This is a genomic window from Nocardia sp. NPDC049526 (assembly GCF_044465765.1).
In the GTDB taxonomy this organism is placed as follows: Bacteria; Actinomycetota; Actinomycetes; order Mycobacteriales; family Mycobacteriaceae; genus Nocardia.
In genome coordinates this window covers 586,779-608,047 of the sequence record NZ_JBITMA010000002.1, presented here as the reverse complement: position 1 = coordinate 608,047, position 21,269 = coordinate 586,779, and the positions used below count along the sequence as shown (strand labels likewise).

Sequence of the window (21,269 nt, the reverse complement as noted above, 5' to 3'; positions counted from 1 at the left end):
AGATCGGGCGGACGCCAGGGCGACTTCGATCGAGAGAACCCCGCCGCGATCTCGAGCGGACTAGTCGAAGCGGAAGAAGCGGGTGGCGAGGAAGCCGGAGATGCCGCCCCAGGCGGCGAGGACGGCGATGCCGAACCAGTCGATGCTGGTGCGCATGGCGTCTTCGAGCGTGACGGCCAGCGCGCCGGACGGCACCAACCGCACGAGCACATTCACCGCCGAAGGCAGATCGTCGGATGCGAACACGATGCTCGAGATGCCGAGCATGACGAACCAGAGGATATTCGCCAGCGCCAGCACGATCTCCGCCTTGAGCGTGCCGCCGAGCAGCAGACCCATTGCCGCGAAAGTGGCTGTGCCGAGCGCGATCACCAGCGCGCCGAGCCCGAGCCCGGCGAGTTCCGGTCGCCACCCGAGCGCGAATCCGATGGCTCCCAACAGAATTGCCTGCATCACCACCACGATCAGTACCGCGGCGCTCTTGCCGGCCACAATGCCCCAGCGGGGGAGTGGGGTAGCGCCGAGGCGCTTGAGCGCACCGTAGCGCCGGTCGAATCCGACGGCGATGGCCTGTCCGGTGAAGGCGGTCGACATCACCGCGACCATCATGACCGCGGGCACGATCTTGTCGACCCGGTCCTCGCCGAGGTCCCCGAACGGCAACAGGCTGAGCCCGACCAGCAGCGTGATCGGAATGAACATGGTGAGCAGCAGCTGTTCGCCGTTGCGCAGCAACAGGATCAGCTCGAGCCGGGTCTGCGCGGTCATCATGGCGAGGCGGCTGCTCGGGCGCGGATCGGGGGCGAAAGTGCCCGGCGCGAAGCGGTTTCCGACGAGATCTGGCTGATTCATCCGCGTAGGTCCCGTCCGGTGAGTTCCAGGAAGACGTCCTCGAGGCGACGCTGATCGATCCGGATATCGGTGGCCAGCACATTCTGCTGCGCACACCACGCGGTCACCGTCGCCAGCACCTGCGGATCGATCTCACCCTCGACCAGATACTGCCCCGGCATCGTCTCGCGCGGCGAGAAGCCTTCCGGCAGAGCGGTTTTCAACAGGCCTAGATCGAGTTTCGGCGGGGCGGTGAAGCGCAGCTGGCCGGCCGCGCCGTGTGCGGTCACCTCCGCGGGCGTGCCGGAGGCGACGATCTGCCCGTGATCGATGATGACCAGTTGGTCGGCCAGTTGCTCGGCCTCGTCCATCATGTGCGTGGTGAGCAGCACCGTCACCCCGTCACGGCGCAGCGCGTCGATCAGCTCCCACACGATGTGCCGGGCCTGTGCGTCCAGGCCCGCGGTCGGTTCGTCGAGGAAAACGATCTCAGGCTTCCCGATCAGCGCGCAGGCCAGGGCGAGCCGCTGCTGCTGGCCGCCGGACAGCCGTCGGTAGGGTGTACGCCGGTTGTCCTGCAGGCCAAGGGTTTTCAGCAACCACTCGGGATCGAGCGGGTCAGCCGAGTAGGCGGCGACCAAGTCGAGCATCTCGCCCGCGCGCGCACCCGGGTACGCGCCCCCGCCCTGCAGCATGACGCCGATGCGCGGCCGCAGCCGGTCGGAGTCGGCGATCGGATCGAGTCCGAGGACCTGGACCGAACCGGCATCCGGGGTTTTGAACCCCTCGCACATTTCGACCGTCGTGGTCTTGCCCGCGCCGTTCGGGCCGAGCAGGGCCAGCACCTGTGCCCGTTCGACCGCGAAGCTGATCCCGGCGACGGCGGTGGTCTCGCCGTAACGTTTGACGACGCCGTCGATACAGACGGCGGGTTCCGAGGCTGCGGTCACCATCGCGCCTCGGTGCTCGGCTCCGTCGCGTCCAAGGGTGCTGTGCCCATTGTTCGCTCGCTTCGCTCCCTCACGGTGTCACACCGTAAGCCGTCGACGGATGTGACCCGGACGACACCCCTGCCTCGTCAACTCTGCGGTCCGGAAGGACCGGCCGCGGTGGGCGCGGTGTCGGCGCCGAGGTGGTGTAGCCGCCACGGCAGCGACTTGCGGGTGGCGAGGATCATCAGCGTGCAGGTGAGGATGGTGATGCAGGCCGCATAGATAAGGACGAAAGGCTGGATTTCGCTTCCGGACGGCATCAGCATGACGCTGATCGCAGCCGAGGCGATCGTGGCCGGGACCCGGAAGGCGGGTCGGCTGGCCCACGCCGCCAGCGGAACGATGCCCCAGAGCAGATACCAAGGCTGCACTACCGGGAACAGCAGAACGACCGCGCCGAAGGCGACGCCGAGCGCACCGACCGGATGCAGCCGTCCGCGCCAGGTGGCCACCATCAGCCGCACCACGATCAGCGAGGCCGCGACCGCCGCGATCGGTCGGGTGATGCTCAACAGGGCGGTGGTGTGGTCGCCCAATCCCAGTAGGACGCCGCCGAATCCGGTGACGACCCCGAGTGCGGTGGGTAGCGACATCCAGCTGCGCACCGAGTTGGCCATGGTCAGGGTGTCTATCCAGCCGAAACCGAGACCGCTGCCCAGGCATACCGCGAGCATGACGGTACCGGTGACGCAACCGAGGAATAGCGCGGATCTGAGCACCGCACGCCAATCGCCGCCCCATTTTCGGCTCAATGCCATCCACACGAATGCCAGGGCCAGCATCGATGGAATCTTGACCATGGCGGACAGCGCTATCAGCGTGGTGCCCGATAAGAGCAGTACGAGTGCGTGTCCGCGCATCGGTCCGACGTTGCTCAGGGCCGCCAGACAGTATTCCAACCCGACCAGCATCAGGCCGAGCATCATGGCCTCGTTGTGCACACCGGATACCAGGTGGAATATCACCAGTGGGTTCACGGCGCCGAGCCACAATGCGGCCACCGGCGATACTCGACAGCGCTGTGCCAGTCGCGGCAGCGCCCAAACGATGCAGGCCACGCCGAGCAACGCCATCATTCGGTGCAGCAGCACTCCGGCGAGCATATTGTCGCCGACGATTTCGGCGATGCCTTTGCCCAGCCAAATCGAGAGGGGCCCGTACGGCGCGGGCGAATTCTGCCAGATGTTGGGGACGCTGCGTGTCAGAATATGGTCCTGGCCGAGCCCCTGTACCGGGCCGACGTCGTAGGGATCGAGTCCGCTCGCCGCGATCTCACCCTGGGCCAGATAGGAATAGACGTCCTGACTGAACATCGGCGGTGCGACCGACAGCGGGATGATCCACAGCAGCAGCGTGCGGTCCAGTTGTGATCGGCTGATGCGGCGAATGCGGTTGGACTGCAACCCGAGTGCGAATCGGCCGAGCAGCAGCCAGGCCAGCATGACGATGACCGTGCCGACCATGGTCGTCGCGAGCCCTGAATTGTGCACGCGCGCGGGCAGCCCGAGAATCGCCTTGCCGTAGGTCGGGTTCTGCAGCGTGGGCTGGGCGCCGAGACCGAGCGCGCCGATGGCCATCATGACCGCACCCGTTGCGCCCAAGAGGCGGACGCGACGCAGTTGTGCGGTCTCCTGCGGGTTGAGTTCGGCGGCCTCGGGTTCGTTGATGTGCAGGGTGTCGCCGACGGTGTGGTCGGGCGGGACATCCAGACCGATGATCCGACGCCCCAGCGCAACGGCGGTGCTGATGGGCGCGGTCCGACGCAGGCGAATCAGGGTGGTCGACCGGCTGCGCTCGACACCTGGTTCGCCGTGTTCGCCTGACATCACGCGGTCAGCGTAGCCGATACCACCGGCGTATCCGGTGCCCGCGGAACCGACCGCGGGGCACGTTCGCGCTACGTTCGGACCCGAGCGCAAGCGTGGCCGCGGAAGTTCGAATCGGCCCGGCTGTCAGGTGCCGATGAAGCTGGTCACGGTGCGCTGACGGATTTTCGTCACCGAAGTGTGGCCTAAATCGCATTCGAAATTTCGCCGGGTGCTCGGACCTGTCGATGCACGAGATCCGCAGGTGGTGAACATATTGCATCCGCATGCCGCTGGAAAAGCGCTTCCGTGCAGGTCATCGCCCCGTTCAACTCAGGGCACCCTTATTAGATTCCGGGAACTAATTCCGTCACACTGGTGTTGTGAAAACCGTGGGTTTGCCGCACGACGAGGATCGAGGGGCCGGTCGCCGTACCGGTGCCGGGTCCGTTGCTGCGCCCGCGCCCCTGGTCACGGGCGGTGAAGGACATACTCGCGCCGCCGTGGTTCAGCTGCTGCTCGAAGAGGGCCCGATCACCGCGACCGCAATCGGCACCAAGCTCGGCCTGACGCCGGCCGGCGTCCGTCGGCACCTGGACGCACTGATCGAATCCGGTCAGGCGCGGGCCAGCCGCTCGGCGCCGTGGCAGCAGAAGGGTCGCGGCCGCCCCGCCAAGCAATATCAGCTGACAGCCGTCGGCCGGGGACGGCTCGGCCACGCCTACGACGATCTGGCCGGCGCGGCCATTCGCCAGCTCGGTGAGGTCGGCGGCGAGCAGGCCATTGCCGATTTCGCGCGCAAGCGGGCACGGACCATCGTCGCGGGCATCGAACCGGTCGCCGAACACACCCCCGAGACCACCACCGCCAAGGCGGACGAGATCGCCGAGGCCTTCACCGACGCCGGATTCGCCGCGTCCACCCGCAAGGTCGGCGCGGGCGTGCAGATCTGCCAGCACCACTGCCCGGTGGCCCACGTCGCCGAGGAATTCCCGCAGTTGTGCGAGGCCGAACTCGAGGCTTTCCGGGACCTGCTCGGAACCCATGTGCAGCGACTTGCGACGATCGCCAACGGCGACTGCGCGTGCACTACCCATGTGCCGCTGTTCGTTCTCCCTATTACCGATAGCGCTTCCCATAAAACCGCTGCACAGCCCGCAGCGGTACGTACGAACGACTCCGGAAGGAGTGCCGAATGACGACGACCACCGACCAGGTGCAACCGCTCACTCAGGAAGAAACCATTGCTTCCCTGGGCAAATACGGTTACGGCTGGGCCGATTCGGATGTGGCCGGTGCCAGTGCGCAACGAGGCCTGTCCGAGGCTGTCGTCCGCGACATCTCGGCCAAGAAGAACGAGACCGATTGGATGCTCGAGCATCGGCTCAAGGCATTGCGCATCTTCGATCGCAAGCCGATGCCGAGTTGGGGCTCCAACCTCGACGGTATCGATTTCGACAACATCAAGTACTTCGTGCGCTCCAGCGAGAAGCAGGCAGAGAGCTGGGAAGACCTGCCCGAGGACATCAAGAACACCTACGACAAGCTCGGCATCCCGGAGGCGGAGAAGCAGCGCCTGGTCGCCGGTGTCGCCGCGCAGTACGAGTCGGAGGTCGTCTACCACTCGATCCGCGAGGACCTCGAGAAGCAGGGGGTCATCTTCCTGGACACCGACACCGGTCTGCGCGAGCATCCGGAGATCTTCGAGCAGTACTTCGGCTCGGTGATCCCGGCCGGTGACAACAAGTTCTCCGCGCTGAATACCGCCGTGTGGTCGGGTGGTTCGTTCATCTACGTGCCGCCGGGCGTGCACGTCGACATCCCGCTGCAGGCCTACTTCCGGATCAATACCGAGAACATGGGCCAGTTCGAGCGGACCCTGATCATCGTCGACGAGGGCGCCTACGTGCACTACGTCGAGGGCTGCACCGCGCCGATCTACAAGTCCGATTCGCTGCACTCCGCGGTGGTCGAGATCGTCGTGAAGAAGGGCGGCCGCTGCCGCTACACCACAATCCAGAACTGGTCGAACAACGTCTACAACCTGGTCACCAAGCGGGCCAAGGCCGAGGCGGGCGCGACCATGGAATGGGTCGACGGCAACATCGGCTCCAAGGTCACCATGAAGTACCCGGCGGTCTGGATGACCGGTGAGTACGCCCGTGGTGAGGTCCTGTCGGTGGCCTTCGCCGGTCCCGGCCAGCACCAGGACACCGGCGCGAAGATGCTGCACCTGGCGCCGCATACCTCGTCCACCATCATCAGCAAGTCGGTGGCGCGTGGTGGCGGCCGGGCCTCCTACCGCGGTCTGGTTCAGGTCAACAAGGGCGCGCACGGTTCCAAGTCGACCGTGAAATGTGATGCGCTGCTGGTCGATACGGTCAGCCGTTCCGACACCTACCCGTACGTCGACATCCGCGAGGACGACGTGACCATGGGCCACGAGGCCACCGTCTCGAAGGTGTCCGAGGACCAGCTGTTCTACCTGATGAGCCGCGGCCTCACCGAGGACGAGGCGATGGCGATGGTGGTGCGCGGCTTCGTCGAGCCGATCGCCAAGGAACTCCCGATGGAATACGCATTGGAACTGAACCGGCTCATCGAGCTGCAGATGGAAGGGGCCGTTGGCTGATGGCGACTGGCGTAATTGGAGCGGTCGAGGGCGAGAACCCCACGGCCAAGCCGATTCAGAACCCGGGCGCAGGGGCCGCGACCAACAAAGGGGAGGTCTTCACCTCCTACGACGTGAACGCCTTCGAGGTGCCTTCGGGCAAGGACGAGGCGTGGCGGTTCACCCCGCTGCGTCGACTGCGCGGTCTGCACGACGGCACCGCGGTCCGCGACGGCAAGGCCACGGTCGAGGTCTCCTCGGTCGCCGGTGTGCACGTGGAGACGGTGGCGCGCACCGACTCTCGTCTCGGCGCGGCCGGTGTGCCGTCGGATCGTGTTGCCGCCCAGGCATACTCGGGCTTCGAGTCGGCGACGGTCGTGTCGGTCGGCGCGGAGACCGAGGTCGCCGAGGCCGTGGTCATCACGGTCACCGGTCCCGGCGAGGGTAAGACCGCCTTCGGGCACCTGCAGATTCGCCTCGGCAATTTCGCCATCGCCACCGTGGTCATCGACCAGCGTGGCAGCGGAACCTACGCCGAGAACGTCGAATTCGTGCTCGGTGACAGTGCGAAGCTGACCGTCGTCGCGGTCCAGGACTGGGCCGACGACGCCGTGAACACCACCGCGCACTACGCCGAGCTCGGTCGCGACGCGACGCTGCGGCACATCGCGGTGACACTGGGCGGCGATCTGGTGCGCCTCACCGCGAACGTGCGCTACGACGGTCCCGGCGGCGACGCCGAGCTGCTCGGCCTCTACTTCGCCGATGCCGGTCAGCACTTCGAGCAGCGCCTGCTCATCGACCACGCGGTGCCGCACTGCAAGTCGAATGTGCTGTACAAGGGTGCGCTGCAGGGTGATCCGCATTCGCCCAAGGGCGATGCCCGCACGGTGTGGGTCGGTGACGTGCTCATCCGCGCCGCGGCCGAGGGCACCGACACCTTCGAGGTGAACCGCAACCTGGTGCTCACCGACGGCGCGCGCGCCGATTCGGTGCCGAATCTGGAGATCGAGACCGGCGAGATCGTTGGCGCCGGACACGCATCCGCGACCGGTCGTTTCGACGACGAGCAGCTGTTCTACCTGCGCGCTCGCGGTATCCCGGAGGATGCGGCCCGCCGCCTGGTGGTGCGCGGCTTCTTCCACGAGATCATCCAGAAGATCGCGGTCCCCGAGATCCGGGAGCGGCTGGAGGCGGCCATCGAGGCCGAGCTCGCCGCGATCGGCGTCTGATACCCGAACCATCTACCCCCACAAAGGAACTCGAATTCGATGACCACCCTGGAAATCAAGGACCTGCACGTCGAGGTCGCCAACCCGGACGAGTCCGGCGAGCCCATCAAGATCCTCAAGGGCGTGAACCTCACCATCTCCTCCGGTGAGACCCACGCCATCATGGGCCCGAACGGCTCCGGCAAGTCGACCCTGTCGTACGCGATCGCCGGACACCCGAAGTACACGGTGACCTCCGGCTCGATCACCCTCGACGGCGAGGACGTCCTCGCGATGTCCGTCGACGAGCGGGCGCGGGCTGGTCTGTTCCTGGCCATGCAGTACCCGGTCGAGGTCCCCGGTGTCTCGATGTCGAACTTTCTGCGCACCGCCGCCACCGCGGTCCGCGGCGAGGCCCCCAAGCTGCGCACCTGGGTCAAGGAGGTGAAGGAGTCGATGAACGAGCTGGAAATCGACGCCGCCTTCGCCGATCGCAGCGTGAACGAGGGCTTCTCCGGCGGTGAGAAGAAGCGCCACGAGATCCTGCAGCTGGGTCTGCTCAAGCCGAAGATCGCCATCCTGGACGAGACCGACTCCGGCCTGGATGTCGACGCGCTGCGCATCGTCTCCGAGGGCGTCAACCGCTACAAGGAGCGCGAGAACGGCGGCGTGCTGCTGATCACGCACTACACCCGCATCCTGCGCTACATCCAGCCCGAATTCGTGCATGTGTTCGTCGGCGGCCGCATCGTCGCCGAGGGCGGCGCCGAGCTGGCCGAGGAACTCGACGCCAATGGCTACGTCCGCTTCACTCAGGGCTCACCCACCCCGTCGGCTGCGCCGACTGCCGTCCCCCAGTCCGCTACCGCTGGAGCCTGATATGACCGCCACGGTCCGCACCCTGGACGTCGCCCGGATCCGGGCCGACTTCCCGATCCTGAGCCGCACGGTTCGGGACGGGAAACCGTTGGTGTACCTGGACTCCGGCGCGACCTCGCAGCGTCCGCTCGCGGTACTCGACGCGGAACGGAAGTTCCTGACCGAGAGCAATTCGGCGGTGCACCGCGGTGCGCACCAGCTGGCCGAGGAGGCGACCGACGCGTACGAGGGCGCCCGCGCCGATATCGGCCGGTTCGTCGGCGTGGACGCGGATGAGATCGTGTTCACCAAGAACGCGACCGAATCGCTGAACTTGGTGACCTACTCGTTCGCCGACAGCCGGTTCCCGTACCACGTGGGCCCCGGCGACGAGATCGTCATCACCGAGCTGGAACACCACGCGAATCTCGTGCCGTGGCAGGAGCTCGCGCGCCGCACCGGCGCGACGCTGAAGTGGTACGGCATCACCGATGACGGCCGCATCGATCTCGATTCACTCGAATTGTCGCCCGCCACCAAGGTTGTCGCGTTCACCCACCAGTCGAATGTGACCGGTGCGGTCACCGATGTCGCCGAATTGGTCCGTCGGGCAAAGGAAGTCGGCGCACTGACGGTGCTCGATGCCTGCCAGTCGGTGCCGCATATGCCGGTGAACTTCCGTGAACTCGGCGTCGACTTCGCCGCGTTCTCGGGGCACAAGATGCTCGGACCGTCCGGTGTCGGCGTGCTCTACGGGCGGCGCGCGCTGCTCGCGGAGACCCCGCCGTTCATCACCGGCGGTTCGATGATCGAGACCGTCACCATGGAGGGCACCACCTACGCGCCGCCGCCGCAGCGTTTCGAGGCCGGTGTGCCGATGACCTCGCAGGTGGTCGGATTGGGCGCGGCCGTGCGGTATCTCGAAGCGATCGGCATGGACGCCGTTGCGGCACATGAGCATGCGCTCACCGGCGCGGCGCTGGACGGACTCGCCGCGATCGCGGGCGTGCGGATCGTCGGCCCGACCGAGAACATCGACCGCGGCGGCGCGGTGTCGTTCGTGGTCGACGGCATCCACGCCCATGACGTCGGGCAGATTCTGGACGACGAGGGCGTCGCAGTGCGAGTGGGCCACCACTGCGCGTGGCCGCTGATGCGCCGCCTCGGCGTGCAAGCGACGGCCCGTGCGTCGTTCGCGGTTTACAACACCCTCGATGAGGTAGACCAGTTGGTAGCCGCCGTGCGGAAGGCCCAGAGCTTCTTCGGAGTTGCATAAGACATGCGCATGGAGCAGATGTACCAGGAAGTGATCCTGGATCACTACAAGCACCCGCATCACCGCGGGCTGCGGGAGCCGTTCGGTGCCGAGGTGCACCACGTCAACCCGACCTGCGGTGACGAGGTGACCCTGCGCGTCCAGCTCGACGGCAACGGTGATGTCGCCGATGTGTCCTACGACGGTCAGGGCTGTTCGATCAGTCAGGCCGCCACCTCGATCCTCACCGATCAGGTGATCGGATTGCCGGTGCAGCAGGCGCTGAAGGTCGTCGACTCGTACAACGAGATGATCTCCAGCCGCGGCACCGTCGAGGGTGACGAGGACATGATCGGCGACGGCATCGCGCTCAGCGGAGTGTCGAAGTATCCGGCCCGAGTCAAATGCGCCCTGCTGGGTTGGCTGGCGTTCAAGGATGCGGTGATTCGGATAACCTCGGCCGAAGAGGCGAAGCGGACTATGGGCAGCGACATCTCCACGAATGGAAAACAACCGTCATGAGTGAGACACCAGTCACCGAAACGACCGAGCAGGTCGAACTTTCGGCCGAGGACATCAAGCAGCTCGAGGACATCGAGGAGGCGATGCGCGATGTCGTCGACCCCGAACTCGGCATCAATGTCGTCGACCTCGGCCTGGTCTACGGCATGAGCGTCGACCAGGAGAATATCGCCACCCTCGATATGACCCTCACCTCGGCGGCCTGCCCGCTGACCGATGTCATCGAGGACCAATCCCGCAACGCACTGGTCCGCTCCGGCTTGGTCGAAGACCTCAAGATCAACTGGGTCTGGATGCCCCCGTGGGGCCCCGACAAGATCACCGAAGACGGCCGCGAACAACTCCGTGCCCTCGGCTTCACCGTCTAGCACTACGAATCCGGCCGCGCCCGAACCCATTCGAAGCGACCCCGACCATACGGTCGGGGTCGCTTCGGTTCCGGCCGCCGTCACAATTCCCGGCCGGGCCTGGTCATAGCGGTGGCGGGCAGATGTCCGTCGCCGCCGCATCGCGGTGGATGACCTGCGGAAGAGGGAACATGTCGCAACGCTTGCGGTCGGAGCGGGTACGCACCGGGCTCTACTGGTTTCTCGGATTCGAGTTCTTCGTCGGCTTCGCAACCAAGTTCTGGCCCGGGTCTACGTTTTTCGGGCCCGCCTATTCGGACAAGTTCGCGGAGTGGGGATTTCATCCGAACATGCGGTTCGTGGTCGGTGGGCTGGAGTTGATCGCCGCTGTGCTGCTCGTGCTTCCGCGCCGGGAGAGCAGATTCTTGGGCGCGGCCATGCTGGTGCTGGTGCTGACCGGGGCGGTGACCACACATCTGATCGATGACGCGCCGTTCTGGCAGGGCACCTCGGCGCCGATTCATCTGGTGATCATGATAGTTGTCGCGCTGGCGAATTGGCCGGCGGACTGGCGAGATGTGGTGCCGCCGTGGGGTTCGTCGGCATCGGCGGCAAGAGGAGCTGTGGCGCTGGGGGATCGCTGACCGCCGGGTTGTCCAGCTCTGGTGATACAAAGATTTGGACAATTCGGATCGGAACGGTCAGGATTTCGATCCGAAGCTATTTTCGGAACTGGGGAGCGCAACACATGTCACTATCGTCCAAGGCTGCCATGGGTCTGGCTGCCGCGTCCGCGGGTGCGTTCGTCGCCGCCGGTGCCGGCACCGCACAGGCGGACGATGGCCTCTACGGCTCGTTGGCGATTTCGGTCTCGTCGCGCGGCGACGCGACCCTCGGATGGGCGTACAACTACTCGAACTGGGCGGATTCGGACCGCGCCGCGGTGCAGCAGTGCGGACTGCCCACCTGCCATGTCATCGTGCAATTCGCCAATGCGTGCGCGGCCGTGGCCCGCAATGGCGATGATCATCTGGGCTGGGCCTGGGCGCCGACACGGGCCGAGGCCGAGCAGCAGGCGATCGCCAACGCGGGGCCGACCGCACCGCCGCCGCTGCTGAACTTCGGCAGTTCGGTGCCGCGCGAACCGCGCATCGTCGATTCGCAGTGCACCGCGAACGCGAGCTGAACGGAAAACCGAGTGCGCTCTCGACGCGATCGGCGTCGAGAGCGCACCTGGATGTGGCCGCGCCGAGAGATCAGCGGCGCAGCACCTTTCGGGCAATGATGTTGCCCAGGAACTGAATCCCCTGCACGCCGACGATGATGATCAATGTCGCGACCAGGGTGACCTGCCAGTCGAAGCGCTGATATCCGTAGACCAGCGCGAAGTCACCGAGCCCACCGCCGCCGACCGTGCCCGCCATGGCGGACATATCGACGATGGCGATCACCACGAAGGTGTAGCCGAGCACCAAGGGCCCCAACGCTTCCGGGATCAGCAGTGTCAGAATGATCCGCAGCGGCCCGGCGCCGACCGCCCTGGCCGCCTCGATGACGCCCGGATCCACCGTGACCAGATTCTGTTCCACGATGCGGGCGATACCGAAGGATGCCGCCACGATCATGACGAAGGCAGCGGCCTCGGTGCCGATGGTTGTTCCGACCACTTCCAGGGTGACTGGACCGAGTGCCGCGAGCAGAATGATGAACGGAATCGGCCGGACCACATTCACCAACACATTGAGCAGCACATTGATCGGCGCGTTCGCCAGCAGCCCGCCCTTGCGGGTGGTGTAGAGGGCGGTACCGAGGAACAATCCGATCAATCCGCCGACCACGAAGGTGAGCAGCACCAGATAGATGGTCGTGCCGATGGCCTCGGTCAGTACCGGCCGGAGTTTGTCCCAATCCGTATGCACGGCTACCCCTTGCAGTCGACGCGGCGATCGAATACCTCGACCACCTTGTCCACATCGTCATCGGAACCGCGCAATGCCAGCGTCACGCTGCCGAACGTCTTGTCCTGCAACGTACTCACCCCGCCGTACACCACCTCGAACTCGACACCCGCATGCGCGGCCGCGGCCAGCGCCGTACCGATCCCACGCTTGTCGTCGATATCCACGGTGACCAACCGTCCACCGTGCAGCTCACCGAGTCGCCGCAGTTCTTCGGCGTCGGGCCGATTGTGGAGCACGGTCTCGACGAACGACTGTGTCGGCGCCGCCTGCGGGGTAGCGAAAACCTCGAAGGTGCTGGCCAATTCGACGATCTTGCCTTCGGCGAGCACAGCGACCCGATCGGCCACCGTGCGGATCACATCCATCTCGTGCGTGATCACCACAATGGTGACGCCGAGTTCGCGATTGATCTTCTTCAGCAGCCGCAGCACCTCACCGGTGGTCTCCGGATCCAGCGCCGAGGTCGATTCATCGGCGAGCAGCAGCGCCGGCGAGGTCGCCAGTGCCCGCGCGATACCGACCCGCTGCTTCTGACCGCCCGAGAGCTGATCCGGATAGCTGCGGGCCTTGTCGGCGAGCCCGACGAACTCCAGCAACTCCTTCACCCGTGCCTTGCGTTCGGCGCGCTTCCAGCCCGCGACCTTGAGCGGATATTCGATATTGCCCGCGGCCGTGCGCGATCGGAACAGGTTGAACTGCTGGAACACCATGCCGATATCCCGGCGGATGCGGCGCACCTCGGCCTCCCGCACACCCGTGACGGGCGTGCCTGCGACCTCGATGGTGCCGGTGGTCGGCTTCTCCAATGCGTTGATCAGCCGGACCAGCGTGCTCTTACCCGCGCCGGAATAGCCGATCACACCGAAGATCTCGCCCTGTTCGATGCGCAGGTCGATATCGTCGAGCGCGACCTGCGCATCCGCGCCCTTGCCGAAGACCTTCGTGACCGACCGGAATTCGACAGCAGGTACCGCTTGCTCGCTCACTTGCCGTCTTTGACGGTCTGCTGCACCCTGGCCAGGATCTGCTCCAACTCGGGACCGCTGCGCTTTACTTCGACCGCGGTGTTCTTGGTGACCTCGGCGTGCGCCTGCTGCACCTCCGGATCGTGCCAGAGCTGGGCTACCTTCTGGTAGAGCTCGTTGTTCTTGTCCTCGGCCCTGGACACCACGACATTGATGTAAGGCTCGGCCGCCGGATTCTTCGGATCGTCCTTGTAGAGCGCCGAATTCGGGTCGATGCCGGAACGATCGAGGAAGGTGTTGTTGATGATCGATCCGTCGACCGAGGCCAGCGAGAGCGCGGTCTGCGCCGCGTCGACCGGGGTGACCTTGACCTTGGACGCGCCCTTATCGATATCGGCGGGGGTCGGTGCCTTGCTGTCGCCGGAGAGTTTCAGCAAACCAGCAGCTTGCAGGACGAACAGTGCACGTGCCTGATTGGTCGGATCGTTCGGGATCGCGATCTCGGCGCCCTGCGGCAGATCCGTGAGCGACTTGTGCTTCTTGGAGTAGAGCCCGAGCGGCACGATGTAGGTCGAGGCGATCGGCGTCAGGGTGTCGCTATTGGCGACGTTGTAGGCGCCGAGGAACTGCAGATGCTGGAACAGATTCAGATCGATCTGCTTTTGCGACAGTGCGAGGTTCGGCTGCTTGTAATCGGAGAAGTTGGTGATCCGCAGGGTGATGCCCTGAGCCTTGGCCTTCTCCTCGAAGACGTCCCAGGCGTGGTCCTTGTCGGTGGTGCCGATGCGCACTACGTTGTCGGCGGAAGCCTTGTTGTCGCCGCACGCCGTCAGGGTGAGGGCCGCGGTGGCTACCAGGACCGGGATCGCCAGTACCCGATGGAATTTCACTCGTGCTCCCGAATGCTTGTCGCAATATGAACCCGGTAATCCAACCGATGCGCCCGGGGGGCGGACAACGGTTTGGATTGTGCTGAGCGAAACTCTGGCAACTAATTGGACGAGCGTCTAGGTTGCCTGCAATGCGATTGCTGCGCCGTGTTCTGGTGATTCCTCTGCTTCTTGCCCTGGCCGCCGGTGGGGTCGCGTGTGGTCGGGAGCACCATGACGATGTCGTGCGCATCGGCGTGAACGACATCTCGCTGCCGCATTGGGATGTCTACCAGAAGAAGGCCGCCGAACAGGGCATCGCCGTCGAATTCGTCAACTTCACCGACTACAACCAGCCGAATCCCGCACTGGCACAACGCCGGATCGATCTCAACAAGTTCCAGCACGTGCGGTACCTGGCCAACTACAACGTCCGCAACAACAACACCCTGGTGCCGATCGGCGCGACCGAGATCTACCCGCTCACGCTGTATTCGCGCAAGCACAAGTCGGTGGCAGAGATCCCGAAGGGCGGCCAGATCACCCTGAGCAACAACCCGGCCAACCAGGTCCGCCCGCTGCTCGGCTTGGCCGCCGCCGGACTGATCGTGCTGAAGGGCGGTGCGAGTTGGGATTCGAAGATCGAGGATGTGGACACCGACGCATCGCGGGTGACGCTGAAGACCATCGATCCGACCTTGACCGCGCAATCTCTGGAGAGTGTCGACGCCGCGTTCGTCGACGACACCTTCGCTCGTCCCGCGGGTCTCACCAAGAACGAGACCATCTTCACCGACGACCCGGAACGCCCGGAACTGAAGCAGTACATCAATATTTTCGCGGCTCGCGCCGAAGACAAGGACAACCCGAAACTGCTTGCGCTGGTGCAGCTCTACCACGATCCCGAGGTCGAGGCAGCCATCCGTGCGGAGGCCGGATTCCAGGGCATCTTCAAGACGAATGATGCGGCGGATCTGCAAGCCACACTGGCCGAGTTGGAGACCGAATTCCGCAAGTGAGTGGCGTGCTCACTCCGGAGTGCGTTTGTTGCTTGCCGCGGCGAGGGCTCGTGCCGCTTCGCGAGTGGCATTGGTATTGGGTTGCAGGGCACGAGAACCGGCGAGTTTTGTGCGCAGGTGCTCGGCGACGGTGATCGGGGCGTATTTACTGCCCGCACCGAGGCAAGAGGGGAGCGTTTCGATGACGGCATCCGGATTGCCGTCGTGGAAAAAGGCCGCGCTGCGGCGTCTTTGGATGGTGCCATCGGTGATCGGCGGCATGACCCGGTGCAGGGTGGAGAGCCAGCGTTCGTTGGTCCAGCGCGCCATCACGTCGCCGAGGTTGACCAGCAGGGCGTCGTCGGCGGGTTGTACATCGTGCCAACGGCTATCGGCACCGACGACCTGGAGACCGGGGACCTGGTCCGCCCACAAGACGGTGACGATGCCGTAGTCGGTGTGTTCGCCCATACCGGTGAGTTCGTCTTCGAGATCCACGGTGCCCGGCGGCAGCGCGTAGTTGTTCATCCGCAGGACGTCGAGGGAATGGTCGGTGAACCTGGTGAAGTAGCCCGGTGGCAGTTCGAGGGCGTCGGCGAAGATGGTGGTGAGGGCTCGCGCGACGCGCGCGGCGTGTGCGAAATAAGTCTCCACGGATGTGCGGAAGCCGGGAACCTCCGTCGGCCACAGGTTTTCGGCGTAGTCGCTCGCGGACAACTCGACCGCCGGATAGGCGGTCGCGGGGATGCCCACATTGAATGCCTCGAAGTAATCGTTCATGCGCGCGGTGTACGAGCCGCCGAGGCTCAGGCTGAGACTCTCGCTCTTGGGCGGTGAATAGCCGCGATTGATTTCGGGCGGGGTGCGATAGACCTGTTTGGTCGCCGATTCGAGGTCGAAGAAGCTGTCGAGTGCGGTCGCGAAGTCGTCGACCACCGGTTGTGGGATTGCGTGGCCGGTGATCTGCATGAAGCCGACGGTGCTCGCGGCGGCGTCGATTGCGCGGGCAACGGCCCGGCGTTCGGCCGGGGCGCCATCTCCGACGTAGGACGAGATATCGATGACCGGCACATGGAATTCCACGGCAGTGTCCTTCCCTCGACAACATCTAGATGATAGGCGACAGCAATCAGAATTTGCTGGTCTGGCCAGCGGGCCGCACTCGGCCGGGAGCTGCATATGCGGCCGAACAGTCCACTCGAGGTCATCGAATCCGCATCGAGCCCAGTGCGCACAACGGCGAGTGGTTCGCAGTGTGAGCAGCCGCTATGTCATCTCCGGGCGATCGAGGTGGAGGTGGTCGGTGCGGGGCGATTCCGGCTCGGCGCACGGACTTCATCACCTTCCCGGCGACCATGCGGGACCGCTGGCATCTGGTCGACGACGAGCCCGGCTGCTGGTCATCGCCCATCCGTCCTGATTCCGCTGGTGCGATTCGCCAGCGCGGGCGGCCCGCAGCGGCGATGATTTCCGGGTGGACGACATCACGTACCGGGACACCCGGCTCGCACTGCACGCAGCGGGGGAGTTGTTGATCGCCGGCCCACAATATCGGCGTTTCGGGACCATCCGGCTACGGGTGGTGCACGGTGGTTTCGGCGGTGCGCAGTGGCCGGTGTCGGTGGTCGGTACCGATCTGGTGTGGCCGGAGGGCCGGGTCGCGCTCGCGGGCACCTTCGACAAGGTCGCCGCTGCCGCGGGCTTCGAACCCGAGGCACCGGCGAACGTCTACGCCGATACCACCGGAGTCGACCCTGGCGACCAGCTCGCTGTCGATCCCGAGGCGGCGGCGCTCATCGCGGACTGGTTCGCGCTCGGGGATTCGACGCTGCGCTGCACAGCACCCGATGTCATCCCGGTGCTGTGGCCGGAGCATTTCGATCTGTCCAGCGCCCTCAATGAGGTCAATTACGGTGTGTCACCGGGTGATTCGGCGCATCCGGGACCGTACGCCTATGTCGGCCCATGGACGCCGCGCACCGGCGAATTCTGGAATGCCTCGTTCGGCGCGCTGCGCTCGCGCGAGGAGGTGAACAACGCCGCCGCCCTGCTCGACTTCTTCGAAGAAGGCAAAGCGCGGGCCGCCGAGTCCTGACGATCACCTGGCAAATGAGTGCAGGTAGGCGCTGGTGGTCTGATCGGCAGGAAAGTAGGACTCGATGGCGATCTCATCGAGCGTCACATCGAAGGCCGCGCCGAACCGCATGATCGTATTGAACAGCGACAGCTGCGTCCCGCGGTGGTCGAGATGGATGGGCAGCGCGACCTCGGACGGATCTACCTGCGGGAAAACGCCTTCCGATGCGAAGGCGCTCAATTCCGCGTGCAGCGCGGCCAATTCGGGATCCCCGGACAGCGCCGCCTGCCGTGCGAGGCGAGGCAGCAGGAACCCGCGCACCTGCTCGATATTCCGCACGCGGGGCGCGAATCCCTTGGGATGCAGGCCGATTCGCATCATATTGACAGGTGGCTCCAGCAGCTCCGCGGCCACCCCCTCGAAGAACACCTCCGCCGCCGTGTTGGCGAACAGCAGATTCCACTGTCGATCGATGGCCAGCGCCGGAAACGGTTCGTGGGCATCCAATACGCGCCGGACCGCGGCGCGCGCCTGCGCAAGATCCGGATCGTCGAGTGTGCGATGCCGGTACGTCGGCGCGTATCCGGCCGCGACCAGCAGCCGATTGCGTTCGCGCAACGGGATCCCCAGATGTTCGGCGAACCGCTCGACCATCGCCGGGCTGGGAATGGTGCGCCCGGTCTCCACGAAACTCACATGCCGCGTGGAGATGCCCGACTGCACGGACAATTCGAGCTGGCTGAGTCTGCGCCGCAGCCGCCACTCGCGCAGCAGCGCTCCGACGGGGCGTTCGCTATCCACCCGGCCAGTATCACCACACCACGCGAGCAGCCGCCATTACATGCCTGGTAATCGACAGGCTTACCGTGCGATTGCGACGGTTACCGCCATGACGAACAACCTGGCAACCCGCAATCGGGATCTCTTACTGCAGGGCCTCGCCCAGTTCAGCGCGGGCAATATCGAGATACTGCGAGACCTGTTGCACGAGAACTTCATCGAGCACAGTCCGGGCAATCCGTCCGGCCGCGACGCCTTCATCGAGTTCATCGCGAACGCGCCGGTGGCCGCCGCCCGACTGGAGATCAAACGGGTCATCACCGACGATGAATATGCCGTCGTGCACTACCACATGATCGCGCCCGACGATGCCCGCGGCGTGGCGGTGGTGGATATCTGGCGGCTGGTCGACGGTGTGATCACCGAGCACTGGGATGTCGTACAACCGGTGCCCGACGCCGACCAGCTCCCGCACGGCATGTTCTGATCCGGGCTAGCGGGCGCCCCGCCCCTCACCGGCCAGTCGGCCGCGGCGGATCAGCGCCCGCTTCGTGCCCGGCGGCACCGCGGGCAGGGCGTCGTCCGTGGAATCCAGTTCGGGCTCATTCGGATTCGGGCGGACGAACAGTGTCACCGATGCCGCAGGGAGGAACCCATTGCGCGTCATCAGCGTCGCCGATGCGGTATTGCGCTCCTCGACATCGGTGACGATGCGCCGCGCGCCGCGGGCGAACAGCGCATCCGAACAGATATCGACGAGGCGGCGGGCGATGCCGAGGCCCTGCATATCCGGCGCGACGGCGATCCATTCCAGGTAGGCCCAGTCGTCGCGGTGCTCGAACTCCATCGAGCCGAGCACGAACCCGACCACCCGATCGGAGTCGAGGGCGACCCAGCACGCGTTATCCGGGCTGTCCAGATGTTCGGCCACCGAGGTGAGCGACCACGAGGTATACGGCTTGGTCGTGGTGTCGAATACCTCGTAGCCCAGATCGAGCACCTGGCGCAGATGGCCGAGGCCCATCGGGACGATCGCTATAGCGGGGTCCATGCGGCAAGTTTGCCAGGAGTATGCGGGCAGTCGGTTATGCGCCCTTGCGGGCCGCTGCTTTCTTCGCGGTCTTCTTGGCGGGCTTGGCGGCGGTCTTCTTGGCCGCTGCCTTGGTGGCCTTCTTCGCCGGTTCCGCCTTGGCCTTGGGCTTGGCGGCTGTCTTGCCGGAACTCTCGGCGGTCCGCCGCCCGCTGGCCTCCAGACTGCGTTGCAGTGCGGCCACCAGGTCGACGACCTCGGCGTCCATCGCGGCGGGAGCCTCCTCGGGCTGACTGACCACCTTCCCGGTGCCGCTGGCGATGGCCTCGTCGAGGACCTTCTGCAGCTCGATCTGGTATTCGTCGGTGTATTGCTCGGGATCGAAATCGTCGGACATGGTCTCGACCAGCGTCTCGGCCATCTTGATCTCCTGCGGCTTCGGCTCGGCGACACCGTCCAGGGATTCGAAATCGACGGCCCGGACCTCATCGGGCCACAGCAGCGTCTGCAGCACCAGTACGCCGTCGCGTACCCGCAGAGCAGAGAGCCTGGTCTTCTGCCGGAGCGTGAAATGTACGAGCGCGGTCCGATCGATGCGCTCCAGTGTGGTCGCCAGCAGCACGTAGGCCTTGGGGGTGTTCGAGTCGGGCTCGAGGTAGTAGCTTTTCTCGAACAGGATCGGGTCGATCTGGTCGTTGGGTACGAACTGCAGCACGGGAATCTCGTGCTTCTCGGCGGCGGGCAGCTTCGAGAAGTCCTCATCGGTCAGGATGACCTTGTCACCCTCTGGGGACTCATAGGCCTTATCGATATCGGCGTATTGCACGGACTTGCCGCAGACCGTGCAGACGCGGTCGTACTTGATCCGGCCACCATCCTTGGCATGCACCTGGTGGAACCGAATGTCGTGGTCCTCGGTAGCCGTGTACACCTTGACAGGGACGTTTACCAGCCCGAACGCAATCGAGCCCTTCCAGATAGCTCGTGCCATCACTCCATCATGGACGAACCGATTCGAATAGGCGAGCGAATCGGAATCCCGAGTGTCGCGGTCGCGACGCGCCGACGCAGCGGTGCGGGCAGGCCGGCGAAGAGGGTGCGCATGGCGGCGACGGTGCCACCGAGATCGGTGCGGCCCGATAGATAGGCCCGTTGCAGTTGCGGTGGCAGGGTGAAGAAGGCATCGAAGAAGACGGGAAGGTCGGCGGGCGGCAGCGCGAGCAGCGCGCGCAGGCCCGCCGACCGCAACGCGTGTACCGCTCGCGCCTTGGCGGGCCATGCCGACGCATCGCGGGCGACTGTGTCGGCGGCGGCGAGCGAGGCGGTGACGCTGTAACCCGTTGCGGGATGGGTGAATGCGCCTGCTGCGCCGAATCGTCGCTGTCCGGGGCGGCCGCCCTGCACTGGGAAACGCACCCGCTCGACGGGTTCGGTGCCGGTGAGTTCGATTCCGCGCGAACGCAACCGGTGATGCAGTCGTTCGCGCAGCACCGCGGTGTCGAGGGCAGGGCACCCGGCGAGGCAGGTCTCCTCCAACAGTATCGTCTCCCTGCTCAGTGGCACCGCGTACAGAAACGACCGTGGCGCATCGGGTTCCGCGCCGTTGTCCACGCGCCAGTCCATGAACAGGGGTTCGATGTCGGCGTCGCGTTGCACGACCACGCCGTACGCGGTTTGCTCGGCGAGCTGGGGGGAGCGGGCAATTCCTCGTGCGTCGATAATACGTTTTGCGCCGAATATTGTTTCCGAAGCCAAAGTCACGGTGTTGCGCCGAATTTCGACAACCCGATCGGTAACTATTTGTGCGCCGTCGAGATTCAGCGAATCCCGCAACCGTGCGGAGTCGAAGACGACATAGGTTCGGTCGAGTCGATGCGACCTCGTACCCCAGGCCGTCGGATGCTCCACGGCGGTAGCGACAACCGACGGATCCAGCCATCCCGGCAGCTCGTCGTACCACCCCGCATATGTCGCCGACCAGCGACGATCCGGCACCGGATCGATTGCGGTGACCGACATTCCGTGCGCGAGACAGCGGTGCGCGAGCGCGCGACCGGCGGGTCCGAGTCCGCAGACGATGACGTCCGCGGTCATCGCATTTCCCATGCGGAACGCGGATGTCGGTGTGGCACAGCGAGTTCGGTGGTGTGCAGGGCG

Annotated in this window: 23 protein-coding genes; 12 read left to right on the top strand and 11 right to left on the bottom strand. The window is 65.3% G+C overall.

What is annotated here, in order from left to right:
* Positions 1 to 60: 60 nt before the first annotated feature.
* From ACIBW7_RS07390 to mptB, 3 genes are all read right to left on the bottom strand, one after another.
* Positions 61 to 852: an ABC transporter permease gene (locus ACIBW7_RS07390; RefSeq protein ID WP_397045054.1), complete on the bottom strand. Its 792-nt coding sequence runs from the start codon at positions 850 to 852 to the stop codon at positions 61 to 63.
* Positions 849 to 1,784 carry an ABC transporter ATP-binding protein gene (locus ACIBW7_RS07385; RefSeq protein ID WP_397045052.1) on the bottom strand — a complete coding sequence of 312 codons (936 nt, stop codon included), beginning with the start codon at positions 1,782 to 1,784 and terminating at the stop codon, positions 849 to 851. The genes ACIBW7_RS07390 and ACIBW7_RS07385 overlap by 4 nt, the downstream gene beginning before the upstream one ends.
* 125 nt (positions 1,785 to 1,909) lie before the next feature.
* Positions 1,910 to 3,649, bottom strand: coding sequence for a polyprenol phosphomannose-dependent alpha 1,6 mannosyltransferase MptB (gene mptB / locus ACIBW7_RS07380; RefSeq protein ID WP_397045750.1), 1,740 nt, complete (start codon positions 3,647 to 3,649; stop codon positions 1,910 to 1,912).
* 362 nt (positions 3,650 to 4,011) lie between these two features.
* Here mptB and ACIBW7_RS07375 point away from each other — a divergent pair, with 362 nt between their 5' ends.
* From ACIBW7_RS07375 to ACIBW7_RS07335, 9 genes are all read left to right on the top strand, one after another.
* Positions 4,012 to 4,827, top strand: a complete 816-nt coding sequence (locus tag ACIBW7_RS07375; RefSeq protein WP_397045050.1) for a helix-turn-helix transcriptional regulator — start codon at positions 4,012 to 4,014, stop codon at positions 4,825 to 4,827.
* On the top strand, positions 4,824 to 6,260 hold the full coding sequence (gene sufB, locus ACIBW7_RS07370; protein WP_397045048.1) for a Fe-S cluster assembly protein SufB: 1,437 nt from the start codon (positions 4,824 to 4,826) through the stop codon (positions 6,258 to 6,260). Before ACIBW7_RS07375 ends, sufB begins: the two co-directional genes overlap by 4 nt.
* Complete coding sequence (gene sufD / locus ACIBW7_RS07365) at positions 6,260 to 7,471, top strand: Fe-S cluster assembly protein SufD (RefSeq protein ID WP_397045046.1); 1,212 nt, start codon at positions 6,260 to 6,262, stop codon at positions 7,469 to 7,471. The genes sufB and sufD overlap by 1 nt, the downstream gene beginning before the upstream one ends.
* Before the next feature lie 39 nt (positions 7,472 to 7,510).
* Positions 7,511 to 8,329, top strand: a complete 819-nt coding sequence (gene sufC / locus ACIBW7_RS07360) for a Fe-S cluster assembly ATPase SufC (protein WP_357472093.1) — start codon at positions 7,511 to 7,513, stop codon at positions 8,327 to 8,329.
* Position 8,330: 1 nt separating this feature from the next.
* Positions 8,331 to 9,584: a cysteine desulfurase gene (locus ACIBW7_RS07355; protein WP_397045044.1), complete on the top strand. Its 1,254-nt coding sequence runs from the start codon at positions 8,331 to 8,333 to the stop codon at positions 9,582 to 9,584.
* A 3-nt stretch (positions 9,585 to 9,587) separates the two neighbouring features.
* On the top strand, positions 9,588 to 10,085 hold the full coding sequence (gene sufU, locus ACIBW7_RS07350) for a Fe-S cluster assembly sulfur transfer protein SufU (RefSeq protein ID WP_397045042.1): 498 nt from the start codon (positions 9,588 to 9,590) through the stop codon (positions 10,083 to 10,085).
* Complete coding sequence (locus ACIBW7_RS07345) at positions 10,082 to 10,453, top strand: metal-sulfur cluster assembly factor (RefSeq protein WP_387284429.1); 372 nt, start codon at positions 10,082 to 10,084, stop codon at positions 10,451 to 10,453. The genes sufU and ACIBW7_RS07345 overlap by 4 nt, the downstream gene beginning before the upstream one ends.
* Before the next feature lie 170 nt (positions 10,454 to 10,623).
* Positions 10,624 to 11,076: a DoxX family protein gene (locus ACIBW7_RS07340; protein ID WP_397045039.1), complete on the top strand. Its 453-nt coding sequence runs from the start codon at positions 10,624 to 10,626 to the stop codon at positions 11,074 to 11,076.
* A gap of 104 nt (positions 11,077 to 11,180) precedes the next feature.
* Positions 11,181 to 11,618 (top strand): DUF4189 domain-containing protein, encoded by a 438-nt coding sequence (locus ACIBW7_RS07335; RefSeq protein ID WP_397045037.1) that lies wholly within the window; start codon positions 11,181 to 11,183, stop codon positions 11,616 to 11,618.
* Positions 11,619 to 11,688: 70 nt separating this feature from the next.
* Here ACIBW7_RS07335 and ACIBW7_RS07330 read toward each other — a convergent pair whose 3' ends face one another.
* The 3 genes from ACIBW7_RS07330 to ACIBW7_RS07320 are packed head-to-tail and all read right to left on the bottom strand — an operon-like array spanning position 11,689 to position 14,248.
* Positions 11,689 to 12,351, bottom strand: coding sequence for a methionine ABC transporter permease (locus ACIBW7_RS07330; RefSeq protein ID WP_357472111.1), 663 nt, complete (start codon positions 12,349 to 12,351; stop codon positions 11,689 to 11,691).
* Positions 12,352 to 12,353: 2 nt separating this feature from the next.
* Positions 12,354 to 13,379, bottom strand: a complete 1,026-nt coding sequence (locus ACIBW7_RS07325; protein WP_397045035.1) for a methionine ABC transporter ATP-binding protein — start codon at positions 13,377 to 13,379, stop codon at positions 12,354 to 12,356.
* Positions 13,376 to 14,248 carry a MetQ/NlpA family ABC transporter substrate-binding protein gene (locus ACIBW7_RS07320; protein ID WP_397045033.1) on the bottom strand — a complete coding sequence of 291 codons (873 nt, stop codon included), beginning with the start codon at positions 14,246 to 14,248 and terminating at the stop codon, positions 13,376 to 13,378. The genes ACIBW7_RS07325 and ACIBW7_RS07320 overlap by 4 nt, the downstream gene beginning before the upstream one ends.
* A 131-nt stretch (positions 14,249 to 14,379) precedes the next feature.
* On the opposite strand from ACIBW7_RS07320, the gene ACIBW7_RS07315 reads away from it, so the two are divergent.
* Positions 14,380 to 15,246: a MetQ/NlpA family ABC transporter substrate-binding protein gene (locus ACIBW7_RS07315; protein ID WP_397045031.1), complete on the top strand. Its 867-nt coding sequence runs from the start codon at positions 14,380 to 14,382 to the stop codon at positions 15,244 to 15,246.
* A 9-nt stretch (positions 15,247 to 15,255) separates the two neighbouring features.
* Here ACIBW7_RS07315 and ACIBW7_RS07310 read toward each other — a convergent pair whose 3' ends face one another.
* Positions 15,256 to 16,308, bottom strand: a complete 1,053-nt coding sequence (locus ACIBW7_RS07310) for an isopenicillin N synthase family dioxygenase (RefSeq protein WP_397045029.1) — start codon at positions 16,306 to 16,308, stop codon at positions 15,256 to 15,258.
* A gap of 391 nt (positions 16,309 to 16,699) precedes the next feature.
* Here ACIBW7_RS07310 and ACIBW7_RS07305 point away from each other — a divergent pair, with 391 nt between their 5' ends.
* Positions 16,700 to 17,320 carry a hypothetical protein gene (locus ACIBW7_RS07305; protein WP_397045027.1) on the top strand — a complete coding sequence of 207 codons (621 nt, stop codon included), beginning with the start codon at positions 16,700 to 16,702 and terminating at the stop codon, positions 17,318 to 17,320.
* A gap of 3 nt (positions 17,321 to 17,323) precedes the next feature.
* On the opposite strand, the gene ACIBW7_RS07300 is transcribed toward ACIBW7_RS07305, so the two are convergent.
* Positions 17,324 to 18,103: a helix-turn-helix domain-containing protein gene (locus ACIBW7_RS07300; protein WP_397045025.1), complete on the bottom strand. Its 780-nt coding sequence runs from the start codon at positions 18,101 to 18,103 to the stop codon at positions 17,324 to 17,326.
* 88 nt (positions 18,104 to 18,191) lie between these two features.
* Between ACIBW7_RS07300 and ACIBW7_RS07295 the strand changes: the two genes are divergently transcribed.
* A complete protein-coding gene (locus tag ACIBW7_RS07295) occupies positions 18,192 to 18,569 on the top strand; it encodes a nuclear transport factor 2 family protein (RefSeq protein ID WP_397045023.1) in 378 nt (125 codons plus the stop codon).
* 6 nt (positions 18,570 to 18,575) lie between these two features.
* Here ACIBW7_RS07295 and ACIBW7_RS07290 read toward each other — a convergent pair whose 3' ends face one another.
* From ACIBW7_RS07290 to ACIBW7_RS07280, 3 genes are read right to left on the bottom strand one after another with little or no spacing between them, the layout of a single operon-like run.
* Entirely contained in the window at positions 18,576 to 19,133 is a 558-nt protein-coding gene (locus ACIBW7_RS07290; RefSeq protein WP_397045021.1) for a GNAT family N-acetyltransferase, read from the bottom strand.
* Between the two features lie 34 nt (positions 19,134 to 19,167).
* On the bottom strand, positions 19,168 to 20,103 hold the full coding sequence (locus tag ACIBW7_RS07285; RefSeq protein WP_397045019.1) for a Ku protein: 936 nt from the start codon (positions 20,101 to 20,103) through the stop codon (positions 19,168 to 19,170).
* The gene (locus ACIBW7_RS07280; protein WP_397045017.1) at positions 20,103 to 21,206 is read right to left on the bottom strand and encodes a lycopene cyclase family protein; all 1,104 of its coding nucleotides are present in this window, start codon (positions 21,204 to 21,206) and stop codon (positions 20,103 to 20,105) included. The genes ACIBW7_RS07285 and ACIBW7_RS07280 overlap by 1 nt, the downstream gene beginning before the upstream one ends.
* Positions 21,207 to 21,269: the final 63 nt, after the last annotated feature.